The organism is Rhizobium sp. Root482, from assembly GCF_001426565.1.
GTDB lineage: Bacteria > Pseudomonadota > Alphaproteobacteria > Rhizobiales > Rhizobiaceae > Pararhizobium.
Genome location: NZ_LMFA01000005.1, coordinates 89,386 through 109,941 on the forward strand (window position 1 = coordinate 89,386; position 20,556 = coordinate 109,941).

Consider the following 20,556-nt stretch of genomic DNA (forward strand, 5'->3'; position numbering starts at 1 on the left):
TGTCGAAACGCCGGTATCGAACTCAAGCCGCCTTGAAATGCTCGTTGAAGTTCAGGTTCAGTTCCTCGCCGGGCGCCAGCATCTGGTTGACGAGATGATACAGTTCAGCCGGCGTCCGGACGCCGCCGATTTCCTCGTCGAGATAGAGATGGTTGTTCGAAACGCCGGTGAAGAACATCGCCCCGGTCGGATCGGAATATTTGACCGGCTTGAAATGTTTCAGATAGCTGCCGTTCTTCCATCGTCCGAAGGCGGCACGATAGCCCTCGACGGTCCGGTCGTAATCGGCGCGGCTGCCCATGATGCCGCAGCTCAGGCCGCAAGCTTCGGCGAAGTTGGCTTCCCAGCCTTCGATGGCCTTATAGCCATAAGTTGTCCGGAACCAGTTCTGAACCTGAGCGATGCAGGCCGCAAGCCCGAGGGCGGAAGGAAACGGAAAATCCTTCATATGCGGGTCTTCGTCGATATTGCGGCCGGTCTCGATCATGAACTGCGCGTGCGAGTCTTTGATCTTGTCGGTCATCTTGATCTTGGCGGAATTGCTTTGTGCGCAGGAGCCGAGGACCGAGAAGGGACGTTCGGAATAAAACATGTGCTCGGCGGTCACCAGCACCTTGCAGACATTCTCGAAATCGACCACCGGATATTCGCAATATTTGCCGCCGTATTTGGCCTTGATCTTGTCCATTACCCGCTTGGAAACGGCGCCGTGATAGAAGCCAAAGGCCATGTTCGGGGTTGCCGTCTCGCCTTTCCAGGAGAAGAACTCCTTGTAAAGCCAGGCGCGCGGCAGCCGGTGGACATCGGTGCCGAGCGGTGCGGAGACATTGCAATGGTTCGGCCTGTTGTCCGGCCAGTTATAGGTGAGCCGGCTCCAGACGAAGACGTCGACCTCGGCATGCTCCGTCTGCGAACGGACGATCACGTCGGCGACGTTGACGTCGACATAATCGTCATCGCCGATCATGCAGACGAATTCGCCCTTTGCCGCCTCGATGCAGCGATCCCAGTTCTCCACCATCGAATAGACCCGGTCGCCCGAGGGAAGATAGGTGACGCGCGGATCGCCGATCAGGTCCGCCATGAAATCGTTCATGACCGAGGCATCGTCGGAATTGTCGGCGAAGACATATTCGATATCGGTGCGAAGGTTCGTGAGCTGGCTTCTGATCGTTTCCTGGAAATAGGGCTGGCGGTTCCGCGAGGGCACGCAAATCGTCAGTTTCGGCTGTGCGAACATGAAATTTCTCCGTTTGTCGCACCCTAGCGGCATGGGCTTTCGCGAAGCTTGCCCGCGACCCTTTGGCCGGACGGGGTTTTCAAGCTTTTCAGCGGGGAGATCGCTTGGTAATGAGCCCGGACTTATTTGCGCTGCAGCAGGCGGCGGCATGAAAGCCCTGGGAGACCCCGATGCCAAAAAACCCGGCAGACTGCGCCTCGATGACGGACATCCGGGTCGAGATCGATCGCCTCGACCAGGCTCTGGTCGCCCTGTTCGCCGAGCGCTGGGCCTATATCGGCCGCGCCGCCGAGATCAAGAAGGCAGCCGGGCTGAAGGCGGATATCCCTGCCCGCGTGGATGAAGTCAGGCGCAATGCCCGCGACAATGCGGCAAATGCCGGCCTCGATCCGGATTTCTACGAGGATATCTGGGCTCGCCTGATCCGCCATTCGATCGAGCGCGAACAGGTGATGCTCGGCGAAAGCGCGGACTAACGCGCTTTCGCCCGTTTCGTTAACCGTTCTTGGCAGCCGGCTTGCCGGTCTTGCCAGTTACCGCGACGACGACCGCTGCCGGCCGATCCGTGATCGCGCCATCGGCTACTTGTGTATCGTCAGCCTCGGGACCACTGTCACGAACTTGCCACCCCAATCGTTGATATACGAAAGCTGTTGTCTGATTTCGGCCTGAAGATTCCATGGCAATATGACCACTCTTTCGGGTTTTTCGGCTCTGAGAAAATCTTCGGTGACGACTGGAATGCGGCTGCCGGGAAGCAATGTTCCCTGCTTGGCCGGGTTCCTGTCGACGACGAAGGAGAGGAGGTCCGGCTTGACGCCGGCGAAGTTGAGAAGCGTATTGCCCTTGGCGGCCGCACCATAGGCGGCGACCTTCAGGCCGGCGCGCCGGCTGTCGATCAGGAAGGAGAGGAAGCCGTCGCGCACGTTTTCGGCAGCCTCCTGGAAGCCGGTATAGAATCCGTCGTCAAGCATTCCGGCCTCGCGCTCGGCGGCAAGGGTCGCGGCAACCGCCGGGGTGACCGGATGCCTTCCGGTATCGCTGCGCTGCGCGAACACCCGCAGGCTGCCGCCGTGCCATGGCGTCGTTTCGACGTCGAAGACCGCAAGCCCGTTTGCCTCGAAAACGCGGCAGACCGCCATCAGCGACAGATAAGAATAATGCTCGTGATAGGCGGTATCGAACTGCGCCTCGGCCACCATGTTGAGCAGGTGCGGAAATTCGAAGGTGGCGACGCCCTGCTCTTTCAGAAGCCGCGTGAAGCCTGCGACGAAATCATTGATGTCGGGCACATGGGCGAGCACATTGTTGGCCGCCATCAGGTCGGCGGCACGGCCTTCGCGCGCCAGCCGTTCGCCAAGCTCGGTACCGAAGAATTCCTCGACGATCTCGATGCCTTTCTTTCGGGCCGCCGCCGCCGTGCTGGTTGTAGGCTCGATGCCGAGGCAGCCGATGCCCCGTTCCCTGGCATATTGCAGGAGATAGCCGTCATTGGCGGCGATCTCGACAATGTGAGAGGCCTGCGTCAGGCCGAAACGGGCCTGCATGTCGGTGACATAGCGCTTTGCGTGATCGAGCCAGGAGGTCGAGAAGGAACTGAAATAGGCATAGCTGGAAGAAAAGAAGGTCTCGCGGGCGGCGAAATCTTCCGTCTGCACCAGCCGGCATTCGACGCAGCAGCGGATCACCAGCGGATACCAGAGTTCCGGCTTGTGGCGCTCGGCCGGATCGACATAGGAATTGGACGGCGGCGCGGTTCCGAGGTCGAGAAACGGCACCATATGGGTCGACGCGCAATGACGGCATTTCATGCGGCAACCCCGCGATAATCGCCCGAGACAAACGGGTGGCCAGCATCACGCGGCGAAAGACCGGCGACCGGCAGCGGCCAGTCGATGGAAAGCACCGGATCCTGCGGGTTGAGCCCGCCCTCAGCGGAAGCGGCATAGGGCTCGGAGTGTGCGTAGATCATCCTGACCTCGTCGGTCAGCGCCTGGAAACCGTGCGCAAAGCCCTTGGGAATCAGTAGCGAGCAGGCATTGTCTTCCGACAGTTCGACGGCGAAATGGCGAAGGAAGGTCGGCGAATTCTCGCGCAGATCGACCGCGACATCGAGGATGCGGCCGCGGGTGCAGGTGACGAGCTTGATCTCGGCATGCGGCGGGCGCTGGAAATGCAGGCCACGCACCGTTCCCTTATGCGCCGTCGCCGTCTCGTTCAGCTGCGCGATCGGTCCCTGCCAGCCGAAGGCGGCAAGATCCGTGGCGCAGAAAAGCCGGGAGAGAAAGCCGCGCTCGTCGGAAAGCGTCTTGCGCTGAATGACAATAAGCCCTTCGAGCGGCGTTTCCCGGGCGTCGAAACGGGCGCTCACCCGGCTGCCCTCAAAGGCTCGTCCTCGGAGGCAAGCCCGGCAAAGTCGCGGATATCGGCCAGGCAGAGATCAAGCGCCGCCTCGCCGTCCAGCTGCGCCCGGTACCATTCCATCGTCCGCTTCACCGTTTCCGCCAGCCGCCAGCGCGGCTGGTAGCCGAGATCGGCGCGTGCCCTGCCGCTGTCGAGAACCAGATAGCCGGCCTCGTGCGGCCCCTCGCTGCCATCGCCCAGCAGCATCTCGCCATCGCCGAAATGCCGTTCGGCCATTTTCAGCACGGCTCCGACGGAGGACGCTTCGCCGTGATCGGGGCCAAAATTATAGCTCTCGACGCCGTCCGGCGTCTGCCATAGATGCTCGGCAAGGCCCATATAGCCGCCCAAAGGCTCCAGCACGTGCTGCCAGGGCCGCACCGCGCGCGGACGACGCACCTGCAGCGGCTCGCCGTTCTGCCAGGCGCGCACGGCATCGGGGATCAGCCGGTCCTCGGCCCAATCACCGCCACCGATGACATTGCCGGCCCGTGCCGTGGCAAGGCCGATGCGGCGAGCCGCGAAGAAGGAGGAGCGATAGCTTGCCGCGACGATTTCGGCCGCCGCCTTGCTGGCGCTGTAGGGGTCATGGCCGCCGAGCGGATCGCTTTCCATGAAGGCAAGACCGGTCTCGGCATTGTGATAGACCTTGTCGGTGGTTACCACGACGATCGAGCGCACATCTTCCGAAAGGCGGAGCGCATCGAGCAGGTTGGCCGTGCCGATGACATTAACGTCATAGGTCTCGGCCGGATTGCGATAGCCCGCCCGCACCAGCGCCTGCGCCGCCAGGTGAAAGACCACTTGCGGCCGGGAGCGCAGCACATGATGGGTCACCGCATCGCGGTCGCGGATATCGAGAATGCCCGGCCCTTCCGTCTCGCCGCCGAGAAGCAGGTGCAGGGCCGGTTCGGTTTGCGGCGCCAGTGAAAGGCCCGAGACCTCGGCGCCGAGCTGGCGTAGCCAGAGACTGAGCCAGGCGCCCTTGAAGCCGGTATGCCCGGTTACCAGAACCCGTTTTCCAGTCCAGAAATTGCTTGTCATCGGCGTCACCAGCTCTTCCACGGCGGGGCGCCGCTCTGCCATAGATTTTCGAGATAGTTCTTCTCGCGCAGCGTATCCATCGGCTGCCAGAAGCCTTCGTGGAAATAGGCCTGCAACTCGCCTTCGCTGGCCAGTCCCATCAGGGGATCACCTTCCCAGCTCGTATGGTCCGCTTCGATCCGGTCGATGCAGCGCGGCGAAAGCACGAAGAAGCCGCCATTGATGAAGCCGCCCTCGCCTTCCGGCTTCTCGATGAAGCCCTGCACCTCGGTCCCGTCCAGAAGCAGCGCGCCATAGCGGGCGGGCGGGCGCACCGCCGTCACCGTCGCCAGCTTTCCATGGTTCTTGTGGAAGGCGATCGTCGCGCCGATATCGACATTGCTGACGCCATCGCCATAGGTGAAGCAGAAGGCTTCCTCGTCCTTGAGATAGGAGGCGACGCGCTTCAGCCGGCCGCCGGTCATGGAATTCTCGCCGGTATCCACCAGCGTCACGCGCCAGTTCTCGGCGCTGCGGCGGTGGAATTCGATGCTGTTCTGCGACAGGTCGAAGGTGATATCCGACATGTGCAGGCCGTAATTGGCGAAATATTCCTTGATCATGTAGCCCTTGAAGCCACAGCAGATGACGAAGTCGCGTATGCCATGGGCATAATAGAGCTTCATGATGTGCCAGAGGATCGGCCGGCCGCCGATCTCGATCATCGGCTTGGGCCTGAGATGGGTTTCCTCCGCGATGCGCGATCCAAGACCGCCGGCGAGAATGACCGCTTTCATGCCGTTCCCCTTCAGATGCGAGGGCCGTCGCGGTCGGAACCGTCGATGGCTGCGGGAGAAAAAGGGCAAAGGCCCGACGGATCGCCGCCTGTGAACCGCTCGTCCGGCCCCGGCCGGCGCAGCGCCCTGCATGGCGCAGCCATCGGCTCTTGCGTCAGGCGGTTGTCGGGCTGGGGTCGATTCATGATGCTCAAGGTCCGGTCAGTCTATCCTGACCAGACCCTAGAGCCTGAAACTGTCGTCAAACTGGTGCGATACGAGGTTTTGGCCGGCCAACCGTCCTCGCCCGTGTCTCAATAGGAGTTCTTGCGCATCAGGTGCAGTTCCCAATCGAGCGCGCTGCGGATGATGCCGGCAAGATCGTCATGCTGCGGCACCCAGCCCAATTCCCGCTTGGCAAGCGAAGGGTCGGCGACGATCATGGCCGGATCGCCCGGCCGGCGCTCCGAGAAGCTCACGGCAAAATCGCTGCCGTGCACATTGCGCACCGCGTCGAGCACTTCGAGCACCGAGAAGCCGCGCCCGTAGCCGCAATTGGCGGCCAGCGAACTGCCGCCGGCGCGCATCCGCTGCAACGCCTTCAGATGCGCCTGCACCAGGTCCCAGACATGGATATAGTCGCGGACGCAGGTGCCGTCCGGCGTCGGATAATCGGTGCCGAAGACGCTGATCGACGGGCGTTTGCCGAGCGCCGTGGCACAGGCCACCTTGATCAGATGGGTGGCGGCTTCCGTCGACTGGCCGCTGCGCCCCTTCGGGTCGGCGCCGGCCACGTTGAAATAGCGCAACGCCGTATAGGTGAAGGCATGGGCGCTTGCCGTATCCCGCAGCATGATCTCGGTCATCAGCTTGGAGGAACCATAGGGCGATTCCGGTTTCAGGTTGACGCTCTCCGTCACCGGTTCCAGCACATCGGGCGTTCCATAGACGGCCGCCGTCGAGGAGAAGACGAAATAGGGTATGCCCGCCTTCACGGCGCTCTCGATCAGGCTGCGCGACTTGACGGTGTTGTTGTCGTAATAACCGAGCGGGTCGGCCACCGATTCCGGCACCACGATGGAGCCGGCGAAATGAATGATGGCGTCGATCGCGTTTTCCGAGAAAATCTGCCGCATCAGCGCGGCATCGGCAATATCCCCCTCGTAAAAGCGCGCCTCGGGGGCAATGGCCCAGCGAAAGCCGGTGGACAGGCGGTCGATAACGACGACCTCCTCGCCGGCATCGATCAGCGCCCAGACCATATGGCTGCCGATATAACCGCCGCCACCCGTCACCAATACCGCCATCATGCGCTCCCGCGTTTGTCGTTCCGCCGGGATAAAACCCGTTCGCGGGATGATTCACAAGGGCTTTGTGCGGCTCCGGAGCGGCCGGGTCGCGCTCAGAGCGCGGCGATATAACCGGCCAGACGCTCCGCCGCGATGGCGATCCGGCCGGGATCGCGCAGGAAACAGGCGCGCATGAAGGGCGAACCGCCGGCGCCGAAGGCCGTGCCCGGCGCCAGGCCCACGCCGGTCTTGTCGACAATGTCGAGGGCGGCGGCGCGCACGTCGCTGACGCCGTCGATCTTCAGGAAGGCATAGAGCGCGCCATCCGGTTTCAGCGTCTCCACGCGATTGGTCGCAATCAGCGCATCGCAGAACAGGTTGCGAGAGAGCGTGGCCTTGGCGATATTCTCGCCGACAAAGGCGTCGCCCTCGTCAAGCGCCGCCACGGCACCCGCCTGGATGAATTGCGCCACGCCGGACGTGGAATACTGAATGAGGTTTTCGAGCACTTGGCCGATTGCCGGCGGCGCCACGATCCAGCCGGCGCGCCAGCCGGTCATCGACCAGTTCTTGGAAAAGGAATTGACGAACATTACCCGATCGCCCTCCTCCATGATGTCGAGAAAGGAGGGTGCCCTTTCGCCGAGATAGTAGTAGCGCGCATAGATCTCGTCGGCGACGATCCACAGGCCGTGGCGGCGGGCGAGGTCGAGCATAGCCCGGAGATCGTCATGCGTCGCTGTCCAGCCGGTGGGATTGGAGGGCGTATTGACGAACAGCGCACGCGTCTTGCCGGTGATCGCCCGCTCGAAATCCGCAGGATCGAACTGCCATTTGCCGCCGCTGAAAGTCAGCGGCGCCGGGATCGCCCGCACGCCGGAAAGCTCGGCGCTGGCCGCGAAATTCGGCCAGGCCGGAGACAGGAAGACGATATCGTCGCCGGGCGAGGCGACCGCCTCGACGGCCAGCTTGATCGCCTGCATGCCGGAACCGGTGACATAGAAATTTTCCGGTGAGAGGGCCTTGTCGAAATGGCGCTGGTAATAGCGCGACAGGGCGTCTCGCAAGGGCGGGATGCCGCGCTGCCAGGTGTAGAAGGTCTCGCCATTGCCAAGCGATTGCTGGGCCGCCCGCGAAATGAAATCCGGCGTCGGCAGATCGCCCTCCCCCACCCAGAGCGGGATCAGTCCGTCGCGGCCGCGCGCATAGTTGACCACCTCGACGATGCCGCTTTCAGGCGCTGCAAGCGAACGGGGACTGAGGCTGGAAAGTAGGGTCATCGGCGGGCTCCTGTTGCCCGCCGCTTCTAGCGTTTTTTCAGATCACGATCACGCGATATTCGCTGACGGATCAATCGATTTCCGTGATGGATTCGGAGGTATCGAAGACCGCCTCAGACCCTCTGCGTCTTCAGGAGATCGCGGATTTCGGTGAGCAGCTGCACATCCACCGGCGGCGGTGCTGCCGGCTCCTCGTTCTGCTTCTTCTCCATGGTAACCCGCATCCTGTTGACGGCCTTGACCAGGAGGAAAATGATCCAGGCGAGGATGAGGAAATTCAGGACCACGGTGAGGAAATTGCCATAGGCAAAGACAGCGCCCTGTTCGCGGGCGGCGGCAAGCGAGGTGGCGGTCACGGTGCTGGAGAGCGGAAAGAAGAAGTTGGAAAAATCAAGCCCGCCGGTAATGGCGCCGACGACCGGCATGATGATGTCGTTGACCAGGGAATTGACGATCAGCGTGAAGGCGCCGCCAATAATGATACCGACGGCAAGGTCCATGACATTGCCCCTGGCGATAAACGCCTTGAATTCATCCAGCATTGTTCTCTCCTTTGGTTTTGAAGTCCTGTCCGTGCATTCTGGATGCTAATCACTTTTTCCCGCATGTAAATCGCAAGAATGCATGAACGGCAGAGCGAAAGGCGTGCGCCTGTCATTCTGGAAAGGTCCGTTCCTCTTTGACTTAAGGCTTATGGCCGTGCGATTTTCTTCACCGCCGTCTTGTCCTATGCTTGGGATCGGGACAAGGAGAGGACATGCTTTCAGGCTCGATCATTTTCGCAGCCGCCTTCGCCTATCTGCTTCTGCTGTTCGCGGTGGCAAGCTATGGTGATCGCAAGGCGCGGAAAACCGCTCCCGGCAAGGGCAGGCCGCTGGTCTATGCGCTCAGCCTGGCAATCTACTGCACCTCCTGGACCTATTTCGGCGGGATCGGACTTGCCGCCGAGCGAGGGCTGGAATTTACCGGCATCTATATCGGCCCCATCTTGATGTTCACCATCGGCCTGCCGGTGCTTCGCCGCATCATCGCGCTTGCCAAGGCCCAGAAGCTGACGTCGGTGGCCGATTTCATCGCGGCGCGCTACGGCAAGAACCCGGCCGTCGCCGCCATCGTCGCGCTGATCTCGCTGGTCGGCGCCATTCCGTATATCGCCCTGCAGCTGAAAGCGGTCTCCAGTTCGGTCTCCGCGATAATCGATACCAGCGGCTACGGCATCGGCGCCGGCGAAAATTTCATCGACCTGCCGCTGCTCGTCACGCTGTTCCTCGCCTGCTTCGCCATCGTCTTCGGCACTCGCCACACCGATGCGACCGAGCACCAGGACGGCCTTATCCTGGCGATCGCCATGGAATCGGTGGTCAAGCTCCTGGCGCTGGTCACCGGTGGCCTCTATGTCGTATTCTTCCTGTTTGACGGACCGGGCGATCTCTGGGCAAAAGCGATCGCCAATGAACAGGTCATGTCGGCGCTGCAGTACAAGACGCCGATGTCGCGCTGGATCATGCTCGTCGTGCTTTCGGCCTTTGCCATCATCATGCTGCCGCGGCAATTCCATGTGACGGTCGTCGAGAACCGCACGGAAAAGGATCTACGCACCGCCGGCCTGCTGTTCCCGATCTATCTCCTCGCCATCAACCTGTTCGTGCTGCCCGTCGCCATCGGTGGCGTCCTTACGTTCGGCGGAAGCGGCGAGGCCGATCTCTACCTGCTGAAACTGCCGCTTGCGGCCAATATGCCGATCGTGGCGCTGATCACCTTCATCGGCGGCTTTTCCGCCGCCACCGCCATGGTCATCGTCGCCTCGGTGGCGCTGTCGATCATGATCTCCAACGATATCGTCATGCCGGTCTTCATCAGGCGCAAGCTCACCGGCCATGGCGGCTCGCCTGATGTTACCGGCACGCTGCTGAACGTCCGGCGCACCGCGATCTTCGTCGTCCTGCTGCTCGGCTATGGCTATTATCGCTCCGCCGACATGAGCGCCGGTCTCGCTTCGCTGGGGCTCTTGTCCTTTGCCGCCGTCTCGCAGATGGCGCCCGCTTTTCTCGGCGGCCTCGTCTGGCGCCAGGCCAATGCACGCGGCGCCATCGCCGGCATGACGCTCGGCTTCGTCGTCTGGGCCTATCTTCTGTTCCTGCCGAGCCTCGGCGGACAGGACAATTCCCATGTCGCGACCACGGTGCTCGAATTCCTGTTTCCCTTTACCTCGGCCTTTTCCGGCCCAGATGCCGACCCGCTGGTCAATGCCTCGGCGCTCAGCCTTCTGGTCAATGCACTCGCCTATGTCATCGGTTCGCTCACCCGGGTGCCGAAGCCACTGGAGCGGCTGCAGGCCGGCGTCTTCATTCACCGCAAATCGCGCACCGAAAAAGCCTTTCGCGGCCGCAAGACCAAGATCACCGTTCTCGACCTGAAAACCACCATCGCCCGCTATCTCGGCGAGGAACGGATGAAGCGCTCCTTCCAGACCTATGAACGCCAGTCCGGCCGCTGGCTGGAAGATCATCAGCCCGCCGACATGGCATTGATCCAGTTTTCGGAGCAATTGCTCGGCAGCGCCATCGGCTCGTCCTCGGCACGCCTTGTCCTGTCGCTGGTGCTGCAGCGGCTCGATGACACCTCCTCGGATACCGCCTGGCTTCTCGACCAGGCCTCCGAAGCCTTGCAATATAACCAGGACATGCTGCAGACGGCGCTGTCGCAGATGGACCAGGGTATCGCCGTCTTCGACAGTTCCAATAATCTGATCATCTGGAACCGCCGCTTCCGCCAGCTTCTCGACCTGCCGGAAGCGGCCGGCCAGGTCGGCTTTCCGCTGGCCGATATCCTCGCCATCCTCACCCGGCGCGGCGATATCGGCAAGGAGGACGGAAAGGCGCTGGTGGCTGATTTCCTGACGCTCGACAAGCCGTTCCTGCTCGAACTCGCCGGCGGTGCGCGCATCATCGAGGTGCGCACCAATGCCATGCCCGACAAGGGCATCGTCACCACCTATACCGACATCTCCCGGCGCGTGGCCGCCGACATGGCGCTGAAGCAGGCAAACGAGACACTGGAACTGCGCGTCGCCGAGCGGACTGGCGAGCTCACCCGGGTCAACCGGGAGGTCGCCGAGGCGCGGGCGGCGGCGGAAGAGGCCAATATCGGCAAGACCCGCTTCTTTGCCGCCGTCGGCCACGACATCCTGCAGCCCCTGAACGCCGCACGGCTCTATTCGTCCTCGCTGGTGGAGCGGCTCGGCAGTTCGGAAAACAGTGCGCTGGTGCGCAATATCGATTCCTCGCTGGAATCGGTGGAATCGATCCTCGGCGCCGTCCTCGACATTTCCAGGCTCGATACCGGCGCGATGAAGCCGCGGCTGCAATCGGTTCCTCTCAACGACCTCCTGCGACGCATCGAAACGGACTTCGCGCCCGTCGCCCGCGCCGCCAATCTGAGGCTCAAGGTCATGCCGACCTCGCTCACCGTCCGCACGGATCCCAATCTCCTGCGGCGGCTCGTCCAGAACCTCGTCTCCAACGCCATCAAATACACGCCGGCCGGCAAGGTGCTCGTGGGCGTCCGGCGCGAGGGCGGCAATGCGGTGATCCAGGTGATCGATTCGGGCATCGGCATTCCGCCTTCCAAATTTCGCACCGTCTTCAAGGAATTCGCCCGCCTCGACGAAGGCATCCGGACGGCCTCCGGCCTCGGTCTCGGCCTGTCGATCGTCGACCGCATCTCGCGCGTTCTCAATCACGGGGTCGATCTGCAGTCGCAGCCGGCCAAGGGCACCCGCTTTCGGGTGACGATACCAATTGACAGCGCCGGCACTGACGCTGACGCTCCCAGGGCGACCTCCGCCGAGCTAATCCGCACGGCCGAGCCGCTGCACGGCCTGCGCGTCCTGTGCATCGACAACGAACCGCTCATTCTGGCGGGGATGAAGCTGTTGCTGGAAGGCTGGGGATGTACCGTCGTAACCGTTGCGTCTCTGCAACTATGGCAGGGAAGCCTGTCGGCGAATGACCAGCGGCCAAACGCAATCATCGCCGATTATCATCTTGAGGATGGAACCGGCCTTCAGGCGATCCGCGCGATGCGGGAGCATTTTGGCACCCCCATCCCCGCTTTGCTGGTCACCGCCGACCGTTCGCCCGAGGTTCGGGGCGCGGCGGAACGGGATGCCGTAGCACTGCAGAACAAGCCGGTCCGCCCCGCCTCGATGCGGGCATGGCTGACGCAATTGTCGATATCGACGAAGGCCGCAGCGGAATAGCCCGACAGGTTTCAACGATCCTCGTCAAACGGACACTGCCGGTCATTTATCCGGCAAAGCGCTCCATCACGAAATTGGCCGGTGCGACGGCGGAATCCAATCGGCCTGTTTTCTGCAGGTTGTCACTATCGTTGTTGAAGGAAACGACGGCGAGAAAGCAACCAATGCCGAGAACGAAGCCGAATGCGGCATAAGACAAACGGTTGAGCATGGCAGAACTCCTGTTCCGGTTTCATCTGCAACACGAAACAGTTCGTAAAGTTCCCTCCCGCTTGAACGGGATCGTCAATATTCTGGGCAGTTCTGAATATGGACCTTCAGGAGATCGCCCTAGCTCAAGCCGCCACCGCCGCGATCTTGCCAAGCTGGATCACCGCCTGCGTCCGGCTGTCGACATTGAGCTTCAGAAGAATGGCCGAGACATGGGCCTTGATGGTCGCCTCCGAAACGCCGAGCTCATAGGCGATCTGCTTGTTGAGCAGGCCCTCGGCCAGCATGCCGAGCACACGCGATTGCTGGGGCGTGAGCGTCTGCAGCCGCTGCAGCAGGGCCGCCACGTCGGGCTCATGTTCCATGCCGTACTGGAACCCCGGCGGGGTGAAGATATCGCCTGAAATCACCGTATCGATCCCCTTGCGGATTTCCTCGATGCCGGCGGATTTGGAGAGGAAACCGCAGGCCCCGAGATCAAGGGCGCGCTGGATCGTCGCCGGATCGTCATGGGCGGACACGATCATGACCGGCAGGCTTTGGAATTCGGCCCTGAGCGCAATCAGGCCGGACAGGCCGCTGACGCCGGGCATTGTGAGGTCGAGCAGCATCAGGTCGGCCGAGGCGGTATCGATCGCCGCCTGGCGCGCCGAAGCGAAATCCCCGGCCTCTACGATCTGCGGATTGCCGACCATGCCGGCGAGCGCCTGGCGCATGGCGCCGCGAAACAGCGGATGATCGTCCGCGATGATGATGGTCAATCCTGATGTCATGGCGCTCCCTCCCAAGAGCCCGGCGCGCCGGCAAACCCTCCCGTTCGCCGCGCTCGGATGGATCGCCGGATACCGTCAGGTCTTTTGAGGACTCTCGGGCACCGTATCGGACGGCGACCGCTCCTCGCCCTCCAGATCCTTCACAATTCCCATGAAACTGCGCATCATTCTTTCCATGATGCCCATCGTCTGGTCAATCTCTTCCTTCGTGGGAAGGCGCGGTTTCACGCTCGCCTGGCCCTCTTCAACGGCTTTTTCCAGTGTTTCGACGCGCTTGGTCAGGAGATCCAGCTCCAGTTCAAAGGCAGTGCGCTCGTCGGCCGCCATCCGGCAGACGATATCGCCCTGCGTCTCCCGGCAAAGCGAAACCTCGCCCGTCTGGGTGTCGAGCCGGGCAAGGCCGTTCTCGGTTTTCTGCATGGCATAGCGGCCAGGCGCCGGCTCCTGGGCAAACGCGCCAGGCACGATCGACAAACCGCCCAGGAGCAGGACCGGCATCAATATCCTGTTCATCGCACTCTCCCCTTGATTAAAACCAGGCGCCATTGCCGAAATCCCATCCGATGCGCCGCTTGCCGGTGGACATTTACCCGGGATTTTGGCAATCCCGGCAGACAGATCGTCCAGCCCCGGAGCCGTCGCCATGAGCATCATCTATAAAATCGTTCCGGCAAGTCTATGGCAGGATGCGCAGAATTCTGGAGAATTCAAGGGTGCTGCGGTCGATCTCTCGGACGGCTTCATCCATTTCTCAACGGCCGAGCAAGCCGGGGAAACCGCGGCGCGTCATTTTGCCGGCCAGGAAGGCCTGCTGCTGGTGGCCGTCGATGGGGAGGCGCTCGACGAGCGCCTGGTCTATGAGCCCTCGCGTGGCGGGGCGCTTTTTCCCCATCTCTATGGGCCCCTGCCCCTTGAGGCGGTGCTCTGGCAAAAGCCGCTGCCGCTCGGGGCCGACGGCCTGCACCGGTTTCCGGAGCTTACCCGATGATCGACGTTTTTCAGTCGCTTGCCCGCCGCGGGCTTTTCCTGATCGATCCCGAAACCGCCCATGGATTGACCATCAAGGCGCTGAAGACCGGCCTTGCGCCCAGCTGCGCCGCCCCGGGCGATCCGCGCCTGGCGCAGACCGTGGCCGGCCTCGCCTTTGCCAATCCCATCGGCATGGCGGCAGGCTACGACAAGAATGCGGAAGTGCCGGAAGCGCTGCTGCGGCTCGGCTTCGGCTTCACCGAGATCGGCACGGTTACGCCGAAACCGCAGGCCGGCAACGACAAGCCGCGGCTGTTCCGGCTGGTCGAGGACGAAGCGGTGATCAACCGTCTCGGCTTCAACAATGAGGGCCACGACACAGCACTCCGGCGCCTGCGCGGCTGCGACCGCTCCGCCCTGATCGGCGTCAATATCGGCGCCAACAAGGACAGCGCCGACCGCGTGGCCGACTATGTCGCCGGCATTCGCGCCTTCTCCTCGGTCGCCCGCTATTTCACCGTCAATATTTCCTCGCCCAACACGCCGGGCCTGCGCGACCTGCAGGCACGCGACAGCCTTGCAGCGCTGCTCTCCGCCGTCCTGTCCGCCAGAAGTGAGGAAGCGGCCGTTTCGGGCAAGCGCGTGCCGGTATTCCTCAAGATCGCGCCGGATCTCACCGAAGACGGCATGGACGATATCGCAGCGGTGGCGCTTGCGCATGATCTCGACGGCCTGATCGTTTCCAACACGACCCTGTCGCGCGAAGGTCTCAGGGACCGGAAACAGGCAGGCGAAAGCGGCGGACTTTCCGGAAAGCCGCTCTTTGCTGCATCGACGATCGTCCTTGCCAAAATGCGCAAGCGCCTCGGCCCGGACATGCCGATCATCGGCGTCGGCGGCGTTTCGTCGGCCGAGACTGCGGCGGAGAAGATCCGGGCCGGCGCCAATCTCGTCCAGCTCTATTCCTGCATGGTCTATGAGGGGCCGGCGCTGCCGGGCCGGATCGTACGCGGCCTGTCGCAAATCTGCGACCGCGAGGGACTGGCCTCGATCGGCGATATCCGCGGCAGCCGCACCGATCACTGGGCGGCACAGGGATGATTTGAAAGGCCGAAGGCGATCTCCGGCCTGCCGGCTCAGGCGAAAGTCTGTGCCGACCGGCGTGGAATGAGCATCAGCAGGAGCAGGCCGCGAAACAGCAGGAACAGGTTGAGCGACGCCCAGAGGCCGTGATTGCCGAAGGCCGGCACCAGAAGCGCAACGGCCGCCACATAGCCTATGAACGACAGGAGCATCATGTTGCGCATGTCGCGCGACCAGGTGGCGCCGATGAACACCCCGTCCATCAGGAAGGCCAGCGCGCCGACAACGGCCGTGATCGCAGCCCAGGGCATATGGATATAAGCTTCGGCGCGAACATCTGGCGCCGTGGTCAACAGGTTCACCAACTGGTTGCCGAAGATGAGAAGGCCCAGCGTCGTGACGCCGGCGAGCGCGAAGCACCAGATCGCGGTCATCCTGAGCGCCCGGTCGAAAGCCGGCCGGAAGCGGGCGCCGATTGCCCGGCCGGTCAGCTGCTCGGCGGCATTGGCCAGCCCGTCGAGATAATAGCCGGCAACGAGGAAGATCGTCATCAGCACCGAATTTGCGGCAAGCGTCACCGGCCCGAACGAGGTGCCGATACGGGTCATCAGCGTGAAGGCGGCGAGCAGCACGAAGGAGCGGATCATGATGTCGCGATTGAGCCCGAACAACGGTTTCAGGCGCTCGGTGGAGAAGATCATCGCAAGGTCCGGCGCCTTGGCCCGGTCGAAGCGGCGATAGACGATCGCAAACCCGACGATCGCGCCGACCACTTCGCCCAGCATGGTCGCCATCGCCACGCCCATCACACCCCAGCCGAGATAGAGCCCGAGCGTGATCGACAGAACGATGTTGATACCGTTGATCAGGGTCTGCAGCAAAAGGCCCGTCGTTCCCTGGCCGCGACCGAGCACGAAGCCGAGAATGGCGTAATTGGCAAGGGCGAAGGGGCCGGCCAGGATGCGGTACTGGAAATAGATGCGCGTCACGCTCTCGATTTCCGGTCCCGGCGCGAGAAGCCAGAGGCCGGCCGACAGGAGCAGGGGCGACAGCGCCACGATCGCAATGCCGCAGACGACGGCGATGGTCAGCGAGCGCCAGAAAATCGCCTGTTCTTCGGTGCGGTCGCCGCGCCCGAAGGCCTGTGCCACCAGCCCGGTCGTCGCCGAGCGCAGGAAATTGAATGTCGTGAAGATCAGGTCGAACAGGATGGCGCCAACCGCCAGTCCGGCAAGCAATGTCGCCTGGCCGAGTTGGCCGATGACGGCGGTGTCCACCAGCCCCAGAAGCGGAGTGGTGAGGAAGCCCAGCGTCATCGGCACCGCAATCGAAAGGATCAGCCGGTTGGTGACGAGGAAGGGCCCGGCCCCCTCGGCATTTCCGGCAGGCCCGGATATGTCCGATGCGCTCATGCTTGCGTCCTCAAGCCGGGATAGCCGGTCAGCCGTTCGAAAGCACCATGGCCCAATAGGGCCGGTTGCCGGAAGAGGGATTGCGCATCACGGCAACGCCGAGGCCGCTATAGTTCGGCCCCAGCATGTTTTCCAGATGTTTGGGCGAGGCAAGCCAGGCGGCATAGGCGCGCTCCGCACTGTCCTGGCCGACGGCGATATTTTCGGAAGCCGGCAGCGCCACGCCGCCGTCTTTCATGCGGTTCAGGAAACTGTCGCCGATACCGATCAGATGCGTCATCTTGCCGGCCTTGGCCATGCGGCCCGCCTGGTAGAGGGCCGCTTGCGCAGCAGCCGGATCACGCCTAAGTGGCGAAAGGCCCCTCTGCCTTCTCAAGTCGTTGATATGACCGAGCGTCGCTTCCGTCTGGTCGCTGCCCTTGCCGCCGGTATCCGGCTTCAGCGTGCCGCAGCCGGCAAGCGCGCCCAGTGAAAGAAGGACGCCCGCCCGCAGGAGATGGCGTCTTGAGGCAGTAAAACTCTGGTCGTGCATGTTACCGCCGGAAACTGAAGAGACGCAGGATGATGAATGCCGGGATCACCACCGCGGCGCCGAGCAGCAGATAATCGCCGACCCGGCCGAGGGCGTCAAATCCGGAATACCAGAGATCGAGGAAGAAGTCCCTGATCGTGTAGAGAACGCCGTAGGGCGTCCAGCCGAAAACAGCCATGACGAAGCCGACGATGACCGAGACGACCAGCAGCTTGACGATCACCCGCCCGGGCGTGTCGCCCAGAAACCTGTTCACTCCATCGGCCATATCCGTGATTCTCCTGTTTCACCTGACATAAGTTGCCTGCGCCCCGGTCGCAAGCTGCAAGGCCTATGGCTGACCGTCCGGCCGATTATCTTGCCGTCAAATCGCCTCTTGCTAATTCTATACTGTGGCCTCACAAGCGGATGAAACTCCGGGACTCCGGAAGGCGCAACATCAAGGCACGAAACCATGCCGTTCAATCAGCTTTCCTCCGGCGACCTGATCGCCGACCGGCGCGCCGAATATGCGCATATGCTCGCTGACACCGGCGACCATGCCGGCGCGGCCGAGCTGATGATCCAGGCCTTGGATCTTGCTCCCGACTGGCCGTCCGGGTGGTTCAGGCTTGCCGATTATCAGGAGAAATCCGGCAGCACGGAGGCCGCCATCGATGCCTTGCAACGGGTGCTGGCGCTCAATATCGGGGATATGTTCGGCGCCGCCCTGAAACTCGCCATCCTTGCCGGCACCCCCGCCCCCGATCGGCCATCAAGCCTCTACGTGGCGCAATTGTTCGACGATTATGCCGGCCGTTTCGATACATCGCTGGTAAAGGGGCTTGCCTACACCGTTCCGGAAAAGCTGGCGGAACTGATCTTCGAGCATGCGCGCGACGAGGTCTTTGCCCATGTGGTCGATCTTGGCTGCGGCACCGGCCTGTTCGGCGAGCGTATCCGCGACAGGGCCGGCCATCTCGAAGGTTTCGATCTTTCGTCGAACATGCTGGCCAAGGCCGCAGGAAAAGGCATCTACGATCGGCTCGCGCTGGCCGACCTGTCCCTGCCGCCGGAAGCGTGCGGCCTGTTTTCGGGCGATCCGTTTGCGGGCGGCGTGCTTTCGGGCGGTGGGGAAAAGCGCGCCGACCTGGTCAGTGCTGCCGATGTGCTGATGTATCTCGGTGGCCTCGACAATTTCTTTGCGATCGTCGTGAAACTGCTTGCGGAAGGCGGGCTGCTCGCCTTTTCCGTCGAGGAGGGCGACGACGACGCGGATATTACCCTGCGCCCGTCGTTGCGCTATGCGCATTCGCCAGACTATGTGCGCCGGCTTTGTGCCGTCCATGGCCTAGCGCTCTCCGCCGTCAGCAGAACCGACATTCGCAATGATGGCGGAAAACCGGTTGCCGGCATTCTATTCCTTGCCCGGAAAACGGCCTGAACGCATTTTTCGTGCGAAAGCAAAATAGGTCAGCATTGCTTACATAATTTGCTTGATTGGCAATGGCCGAAAGCCTATTTGCTGCATCGCACAAGAACGACGCGAATGCGTCGCCATCATCATTCCTTCACACCCTTTACGGCTGGCCTCTCCACTCAGGCCAGGCGACGGCGGAGCCTGCGATATGAGCCAGCTAATCAATGCCCTCGGCTTCTGGAACACCAGCGCCACCCGGCATACGCCGGTCGAGGACGTGCAGGGAATTTTCTCCGGCAGCCTCGTGGCCGCGCTCGGGCTTTATGTGCTCGCCAGCGCCGGGCTTTTGACCGGCAGCACCGCCGGCATCGCCTTTCTTCTGCACTATACCCTCGACGTCAATTTCGGGCTGGCCTTCTTTGTGCTCAACCTCCCGTTCTTCTATCTGTCCTGGAGACGGCTCGGCATGGCCTTCACGGTCAAGACCTTCATCGCCATCGCCATCACCTCCGCCCTGACCAGCGTCCAGGGCCAGGTCCTGGAAATCGCCAGCATCCACCCGGCCTGGGCGGCCCTGCTCGGCGGCCTGCTGCTTGGCTATGGCGTACTGGCGCTCTATCGCCATCGCGCCAGCCTCGGCGGCGTTGGCATTCTCGGCATCTATATGCAGGAGCGCTTCGGCATCCGCGCCGGTCTCGTCCAGCTCGGCATCGATCTTTGCGTGCTGGCCGCCGCCTTCTTCGTCACGGCGCCACCGGTGGTCTTCTATTCCGTCGTCGGCGTGGTGGTGCTCAATCTGTTCCTGACCGTCAACCACCGCGCCGACCGCTATATCGCGCTTTGAAAGTCCCTTCCCCCCGCGGGCAAGGGGTATTTTCAGGCGGCCTTGGCGGGCTTATCGACCGGGTGCTGCGCGCGGAAGGAGACCATCAGCCTGTTCCAGACATTAATCGTGCCGATGGCAACGGTGATCTTAACGATCTCTTCGGCAGAGAAATGCGCCTTCAGGGTTTCATAGGCCTCATCCGGAACACCGGTCTGGGCAAGATTGGTCACCGTTTCAACCCAGCCAAGCAGCGCCCGTTCACGCTCATCATAGACAGGCGATTCACGCCAGACGCACAGGAGGTTGATCCATTGCTCGCTCAGCCCGGAATGACGCGCCTCCTTGACATGCATATCGACGCAATAGCCGCAGCCGTTGATCTGCGAGGATCGCAGCTTGATCAGGTGAATGAAGCGAGGCTCGAGACCGGACTTCTGGACATGGGTTTCCAGCGCCAATACCGCCTTGTAGGCGTCAGGCGATACTTTCGTCATGTCGATACGCGTTTGCATGGGTTCTTCTCCTTTTGTTAATGGCTCAGCGAGCCGTTTTACGCTCGTGAATTTCAAGGAAGGCGCAGCCTCTCGCTGCGATCGCTCCATCATCGATTTCGGCCAGTTGCACGCCGAGATCGGCAATCGTGGTCTTGGCCAGTTCCGCCCGGTAGACACGCTCCGCCCTCAGCATGGTGGCCGAGATCGTGCAGGGCTTGGAAAAGTAGTGATTGGGGAGAGGGTTCGGCCCCCGCTGGCGGATTTCGCCGCAGCGAAAAGCCGGTGCCGGGCCTTCGACGGCCAGCACGATATCGAGCAGCGTGATCCGATCCGGGCTCTTTGCCAGCCTATACCCGCCCTTCGGGCCGGGCACGGTGGAAAGAATGCCTGCCCCGGACATGGCCTGCAGATGCTTGAGAAGATAGCTCGTCGACACCCCGTGAAATTCGGCGATCGCCGCCGCCGAAAGCACGCCGCCTTCGGAAAGCCCCGCCAGCATCGCAACGCTGTGGATCGCCTGTTCGACACCCTCACCCAGTTTCACGGCCATCTCCTTTATCGTGGATAATTTATATCCATGATTATG

Annotated in this window: 22 protein-coding genes; 6 read left to right on the forward strand and 16 right to left on the reverse strand. The window is 62.3% G+C overall.

Annotation, left to right across the window (positions count from 1 at the left end; translation table 11 throughout):
• Nucleotides 1-22: 22 nt before the first annotated feature.
• Complete coding sequence (locus ASD31_RS05560) at nucleotides 23-1,240, reverse strand: glycosyltransferase family 2 protein (protein ID WP_056330568.1); 1,218 nt, start codon at nucleotides 1,238-1,240, stop codon at nucleotides 23-25.
• Between the two features lie 170 nt (nucleotides 1,241-1,410).
• Between ASD31_RS05560 and ASD31_RS05565 the strand changes: the two genes are divergently transcribed.
• Entirely contained in the window at nucleotides 1,411-1,716 is a 306-nt protein-coding gene (locus tag ASD31_RS05565) for a chorismate mutase (protein WP_056330571.1), read from the forward strand.
• A 105-nt stretch (nucleotides 1,717-1,821) separates the two neighbouring features.
• Here the strand turns inward: ASD31_RS05565 and ASD31_RS05570 are convergent, their stop codons facing one another.
• The 7 genes from ASD31_RS05570 to mscL all read right to left on the reverse strand — a co-directional run bounded on the left by ASD31_RS05570 (nucleotide 1,822) and on the right by mscL (nucleotide 8,553).
• Nucleotides 1,822-3,051 carry a class I SAM-dependent methyltransferase gene (locus ASD31_RS05570; protein WP_056330574.1) on the reverse strand — a complete coding sequence of 410 codons (1,230 nt, stop codon included), beginning with the start codon at nucleotides 3,049-3,051 and terminating at the stop codon, nucleotides 1,822-1,824.
• Nucleotides 3,048-3,611 (reverse strand): dTDP-4-dehydrorhamnose 3,5-epimerase family protein, encoded by a 564-nt coding sequence (locus ASD31_RS05575; protein ID WP_056330576.1) that lies wholly within the window; start codon nucleotides 3,609-3,611, stop codon nucleotides 3,048-3,050. The genes ASD31_RS05570 and ASD31_RS05575 overlap by 4 nt, the downstream gene beginning before the upstream one ends.
• Nucleotides 3,608-4,687: a CDP-glucose 4,6-dehydratase gene (gene rfbG, locus ASD31_RS05580; protein ID WP_244483769.1), complete on the reverse strand. Its 1,080-nt coding sequence runs from the start codon at nucleotides 4,685-4,687 to the stop codon at nucleotides 3,608-3,610. The genes ASD31_RS05575 and rfbG overlap by 4 nt, the downstream gene beginning before the upstream one ends.
• Nucleotides 4,688-4,692: 5 nt before the next feature.
• On the reverse strand, nucleotides 4,693-5,463 hold the full coding sequence (gene rfbF, locus ASD31_RS05585; RefSeq protein WP_056330582.1) for a glucose-1-phosphate cytidylyltransferase: 771 nt from the start codon (nucleotides 5,461-5,463) through the stop codon (nucleotides 4,693-4,695).
• A 293-nt stretch (nucleotides 5,464-5,756) separates the two neighbouring features.
• Complete coding sequence (galE, locus tag ASD31_RS05590; RefSeq protein ID WP_056330697.1) at nucleotides 5,757-6,749, reverse strand: UDP-glucose 4-epimerase GalE; 993 nt, start codon at nucleotides 6,747-6,749, stop codon at nucleotides 5,757-5,759.
• Nucleotides 6,750-6,844: 95 nt separating this feature from the next.
• On the reverse strand, nucleotides 6,845-8,011 hold the full coding sequence (locus ASD31_RS05595; RefSeq protein ID WP_056330584.1) for a pyridoxal phosphate-dependent aminotransferase: 1,167 nt from the start codon (nucleotides 8,009-8,011) through the stop codon (nucleotides 6,845-6,847).
• 113 nt (nucleotides 8,012-8,124) lie between these two features.
• On the reverse strand, nucleotides 8,125-8,553 hold the full coding sequence (mscL, locus tag ASD31_RS05600) for a large conductance mechanosensitive channel protein MscL (RefSeq protein WP_056330587.1): 429 nt from the start codon (nucleotides 8,551-8,553) through the stop codon (nucleotides 8,125-8,127).
• A 215-nt stretch (nucleotides 8,554-8,768) separates the two neighbouring features.
• Between mscL and ASD31_RS05605 the strand changes: the two genes are divergently transcribed.
• On the forward strand, nucleotides 8,769-12,272 hold the full coding sequence (locus ASD31_RS05605; protein WP_056330590.1) for a NahK/ErcS family hybrid sensor histidine kinase/response regulator: 3,504 nt from the start codon (nucleotides 8,769-8,771) through the stop codon (nucleotides 12,270-12,272).
• 46 nt (nucleotides 12,273-12,318) lie between these two features.
• On the opposite strand, the gene ASD31_RS25790 is transcribed toward ASD31_RS05605, so the two are convergent.
• The 3 genes from ASD31_RS25790 to ASD31_RS05615 all read right to left on the reverse strand — a co-directional run bounded on the left by ASD31_RS25790 (nucleotide 12,319) and on the right by ASD31_RS05615 (nucleotide 13,768).
• Nucleotides 12,319-12,483 (reverse strand): hypothetical protein, encoded by a 165-nt coding sequence (locus tag ASD31_RS25790; protein WP_156392523.1) that lies wholly within the window; start codon nucleotides 12,481-12,483, stop codon nucleotides 12,319-12,321.
• 124 nt (nucleotides 12,484-12,607) lie between these two features.
• Nucleotides 12,608-13,255 (reverse strand): response regulator transcription factor, encoded by a 648-nt coding sequence (locus ASD31_RS05610; protein ID WP_056330591.1) that lies wholly within the window; start codon nucleotides 13,253-13,255, stop codon nucleotides 12,608-12,610.
• Between the two features lie 75 nt (nucleotides 13,256-13,330).
• Nucleotides 13,331-13,768 (reverse strand): hypothetical protein, encoded by a 438-nt coding sequence (locus tag ASD31_RS05615; RefSeq protein WP_056330595.1) that lies wholly within the window; start codon nucleotides 13,766-13,768, stop codon nucleotides 13,331-13,333.
• 130 nt (nucleotides 13,769-13,898) lie between these two features.
• On the opposite strand from ASD31_RS05615, the gene ASD31_RS05620 reads away from it, so the two are divergent.
• Complete coding sequence (locus ASD31_RS05620) at nucleotides 13,899-14,243, forward strand: DUF952 domain-containing protein (protein ID WP_056330599.1); 345 nt, start codon at nucleotides 13,899-13,901, stop codon at nucleotides 14,241-14,243.
• Nucleotides 14,240-15,325: a quinone-dependent dihydroorotate dehydrogenase gene (locus ASD31_RS05625; protein WP_056330601.1), complete on the forward strand. Its 1,086-nt coding sequence runs from the start codon at nucleotides 14,240-14,242 to the stop codon at nucleotides 15,323-15,325. The genes ASD31_RS05620 and ASD31_RS05625 overlap by 4 nt, the downstream gene beginning before the upstream one ends.
• Nucleotides 15,326-15,360: 35 nt before the next feature.
• On the opposite strand, the gene ASD31_RS05630 is transcribed toward ASD31_RS05625, so the two are convergent.
• Genes ASD31_RS05630 through ASD31_RS05640 form a run of 3 tightly spaced genes read right to left on the reverse strand, consistent with a single transcriptional unit; the run spans nucleotide 15,361 to nucleotide 17,519 of the window.
• The gene (locus tag ASD31_RS05630) at nucleotides 15,361-16,719 is read right to left on the reverse strand and encodes an MATE family efflux transporter (protein WP_056330604.1); all 1,359 of its coding nucleotides are present in this window, start codon (nucleotides 16,717-16,719) and stop codon (nucleotides 15,361-15,363) included.
• 28 nt (nucleotides 16,720-16,747) lie between these two features.
• Complete coding sequence (locus tag ASD31_RS05635; protein ID WP_056330607.1) at nucleotides 16,748-17,251, reverse strand: CAP domain-containing protein; 504 nt, start codon at nucleotides 17,249-17,251, stop codon at nucleotides 16,748-16,750.
• A gap of 1 nt (nucleotide 17,252) precedes the next feature.
• Nucleotides 17,253-17,519: a DUF6460 domain-containing protein gene (locus ASD31_RS05640; RefSeq protein WP_056330611.1), complete on the reverse strand. Its 267-nt coding sequence runs from the start codon at nucleotides 17,517-17,519 to the stop codon at nucleotides 17,253-17,255.
• 186 nt (nucleotides 17,520-17,705) lie between these two features.
• Between ASD31_RS05640 and ASD31_RS05645 the strand changes: the two genes are divergently transcribed.
• Together ASD31_RS05645 and ASD31_RS05650 are read left to right on the forward strand one after the other, a co-directional pair.
• Nucleotides 17,706-18,674, forward strand: coding sequence for a methyltransferase (locus ASD31_RS05645; RefSeq protein WP_056330614.1), 969 nt, complete (start codon nucleotides 17,706-17,708; stop codon nucleotides 18,672-18,674).
• Nucleotides 18,675-18,858: 184 nt separating this feature from the next.
• Nucleotides 18,859-19,494, forward strand: a complete 636-nt coding sequence (locus ASD31_RS05650; RefSeq protein WP_056330616.1) for a YitT family protein — start codon at nucleotides 18,859-18,861, stop codon at nucleotides 19,492-19,494.
• A 32-nt stretch (nucleotides 19,495-19,526) separates the two neighbouring features.
• On the opposite strand, the gene ASD31_RS05655 is transcribed toward ASD31_RS05650, so the two are convergent.
• Complete coding sequence (locus ASD31_RS05655; protein WP_056330618.1) at nucleotides 19,527-19,988, reverse strand: carboxymuconolactone decarboxylase family protein; 462 nt, start codon at nucleotides 19,986-19,988, stop codon at nucleotides 19,527-19,529.
• 25 nt (nucleotides 19,989-20,013) lie between these two features.
• Nucleotides 20,014-20,514 carry an RrF2 family transcriptional regulator gene (locus tag ASD31_RS05660; protein ID WP_056330698.1) on the reverse strand — a complete coding sequence of 167 codons (501 nt, stop codon included), beginning with the start codon at nucleotides 20,512-20,514 and terminating at the stop codon, nucleotides 20,014-20,016.
• Nucleotides 20,515-20,556: the final 42 nt, after the last annotated feature.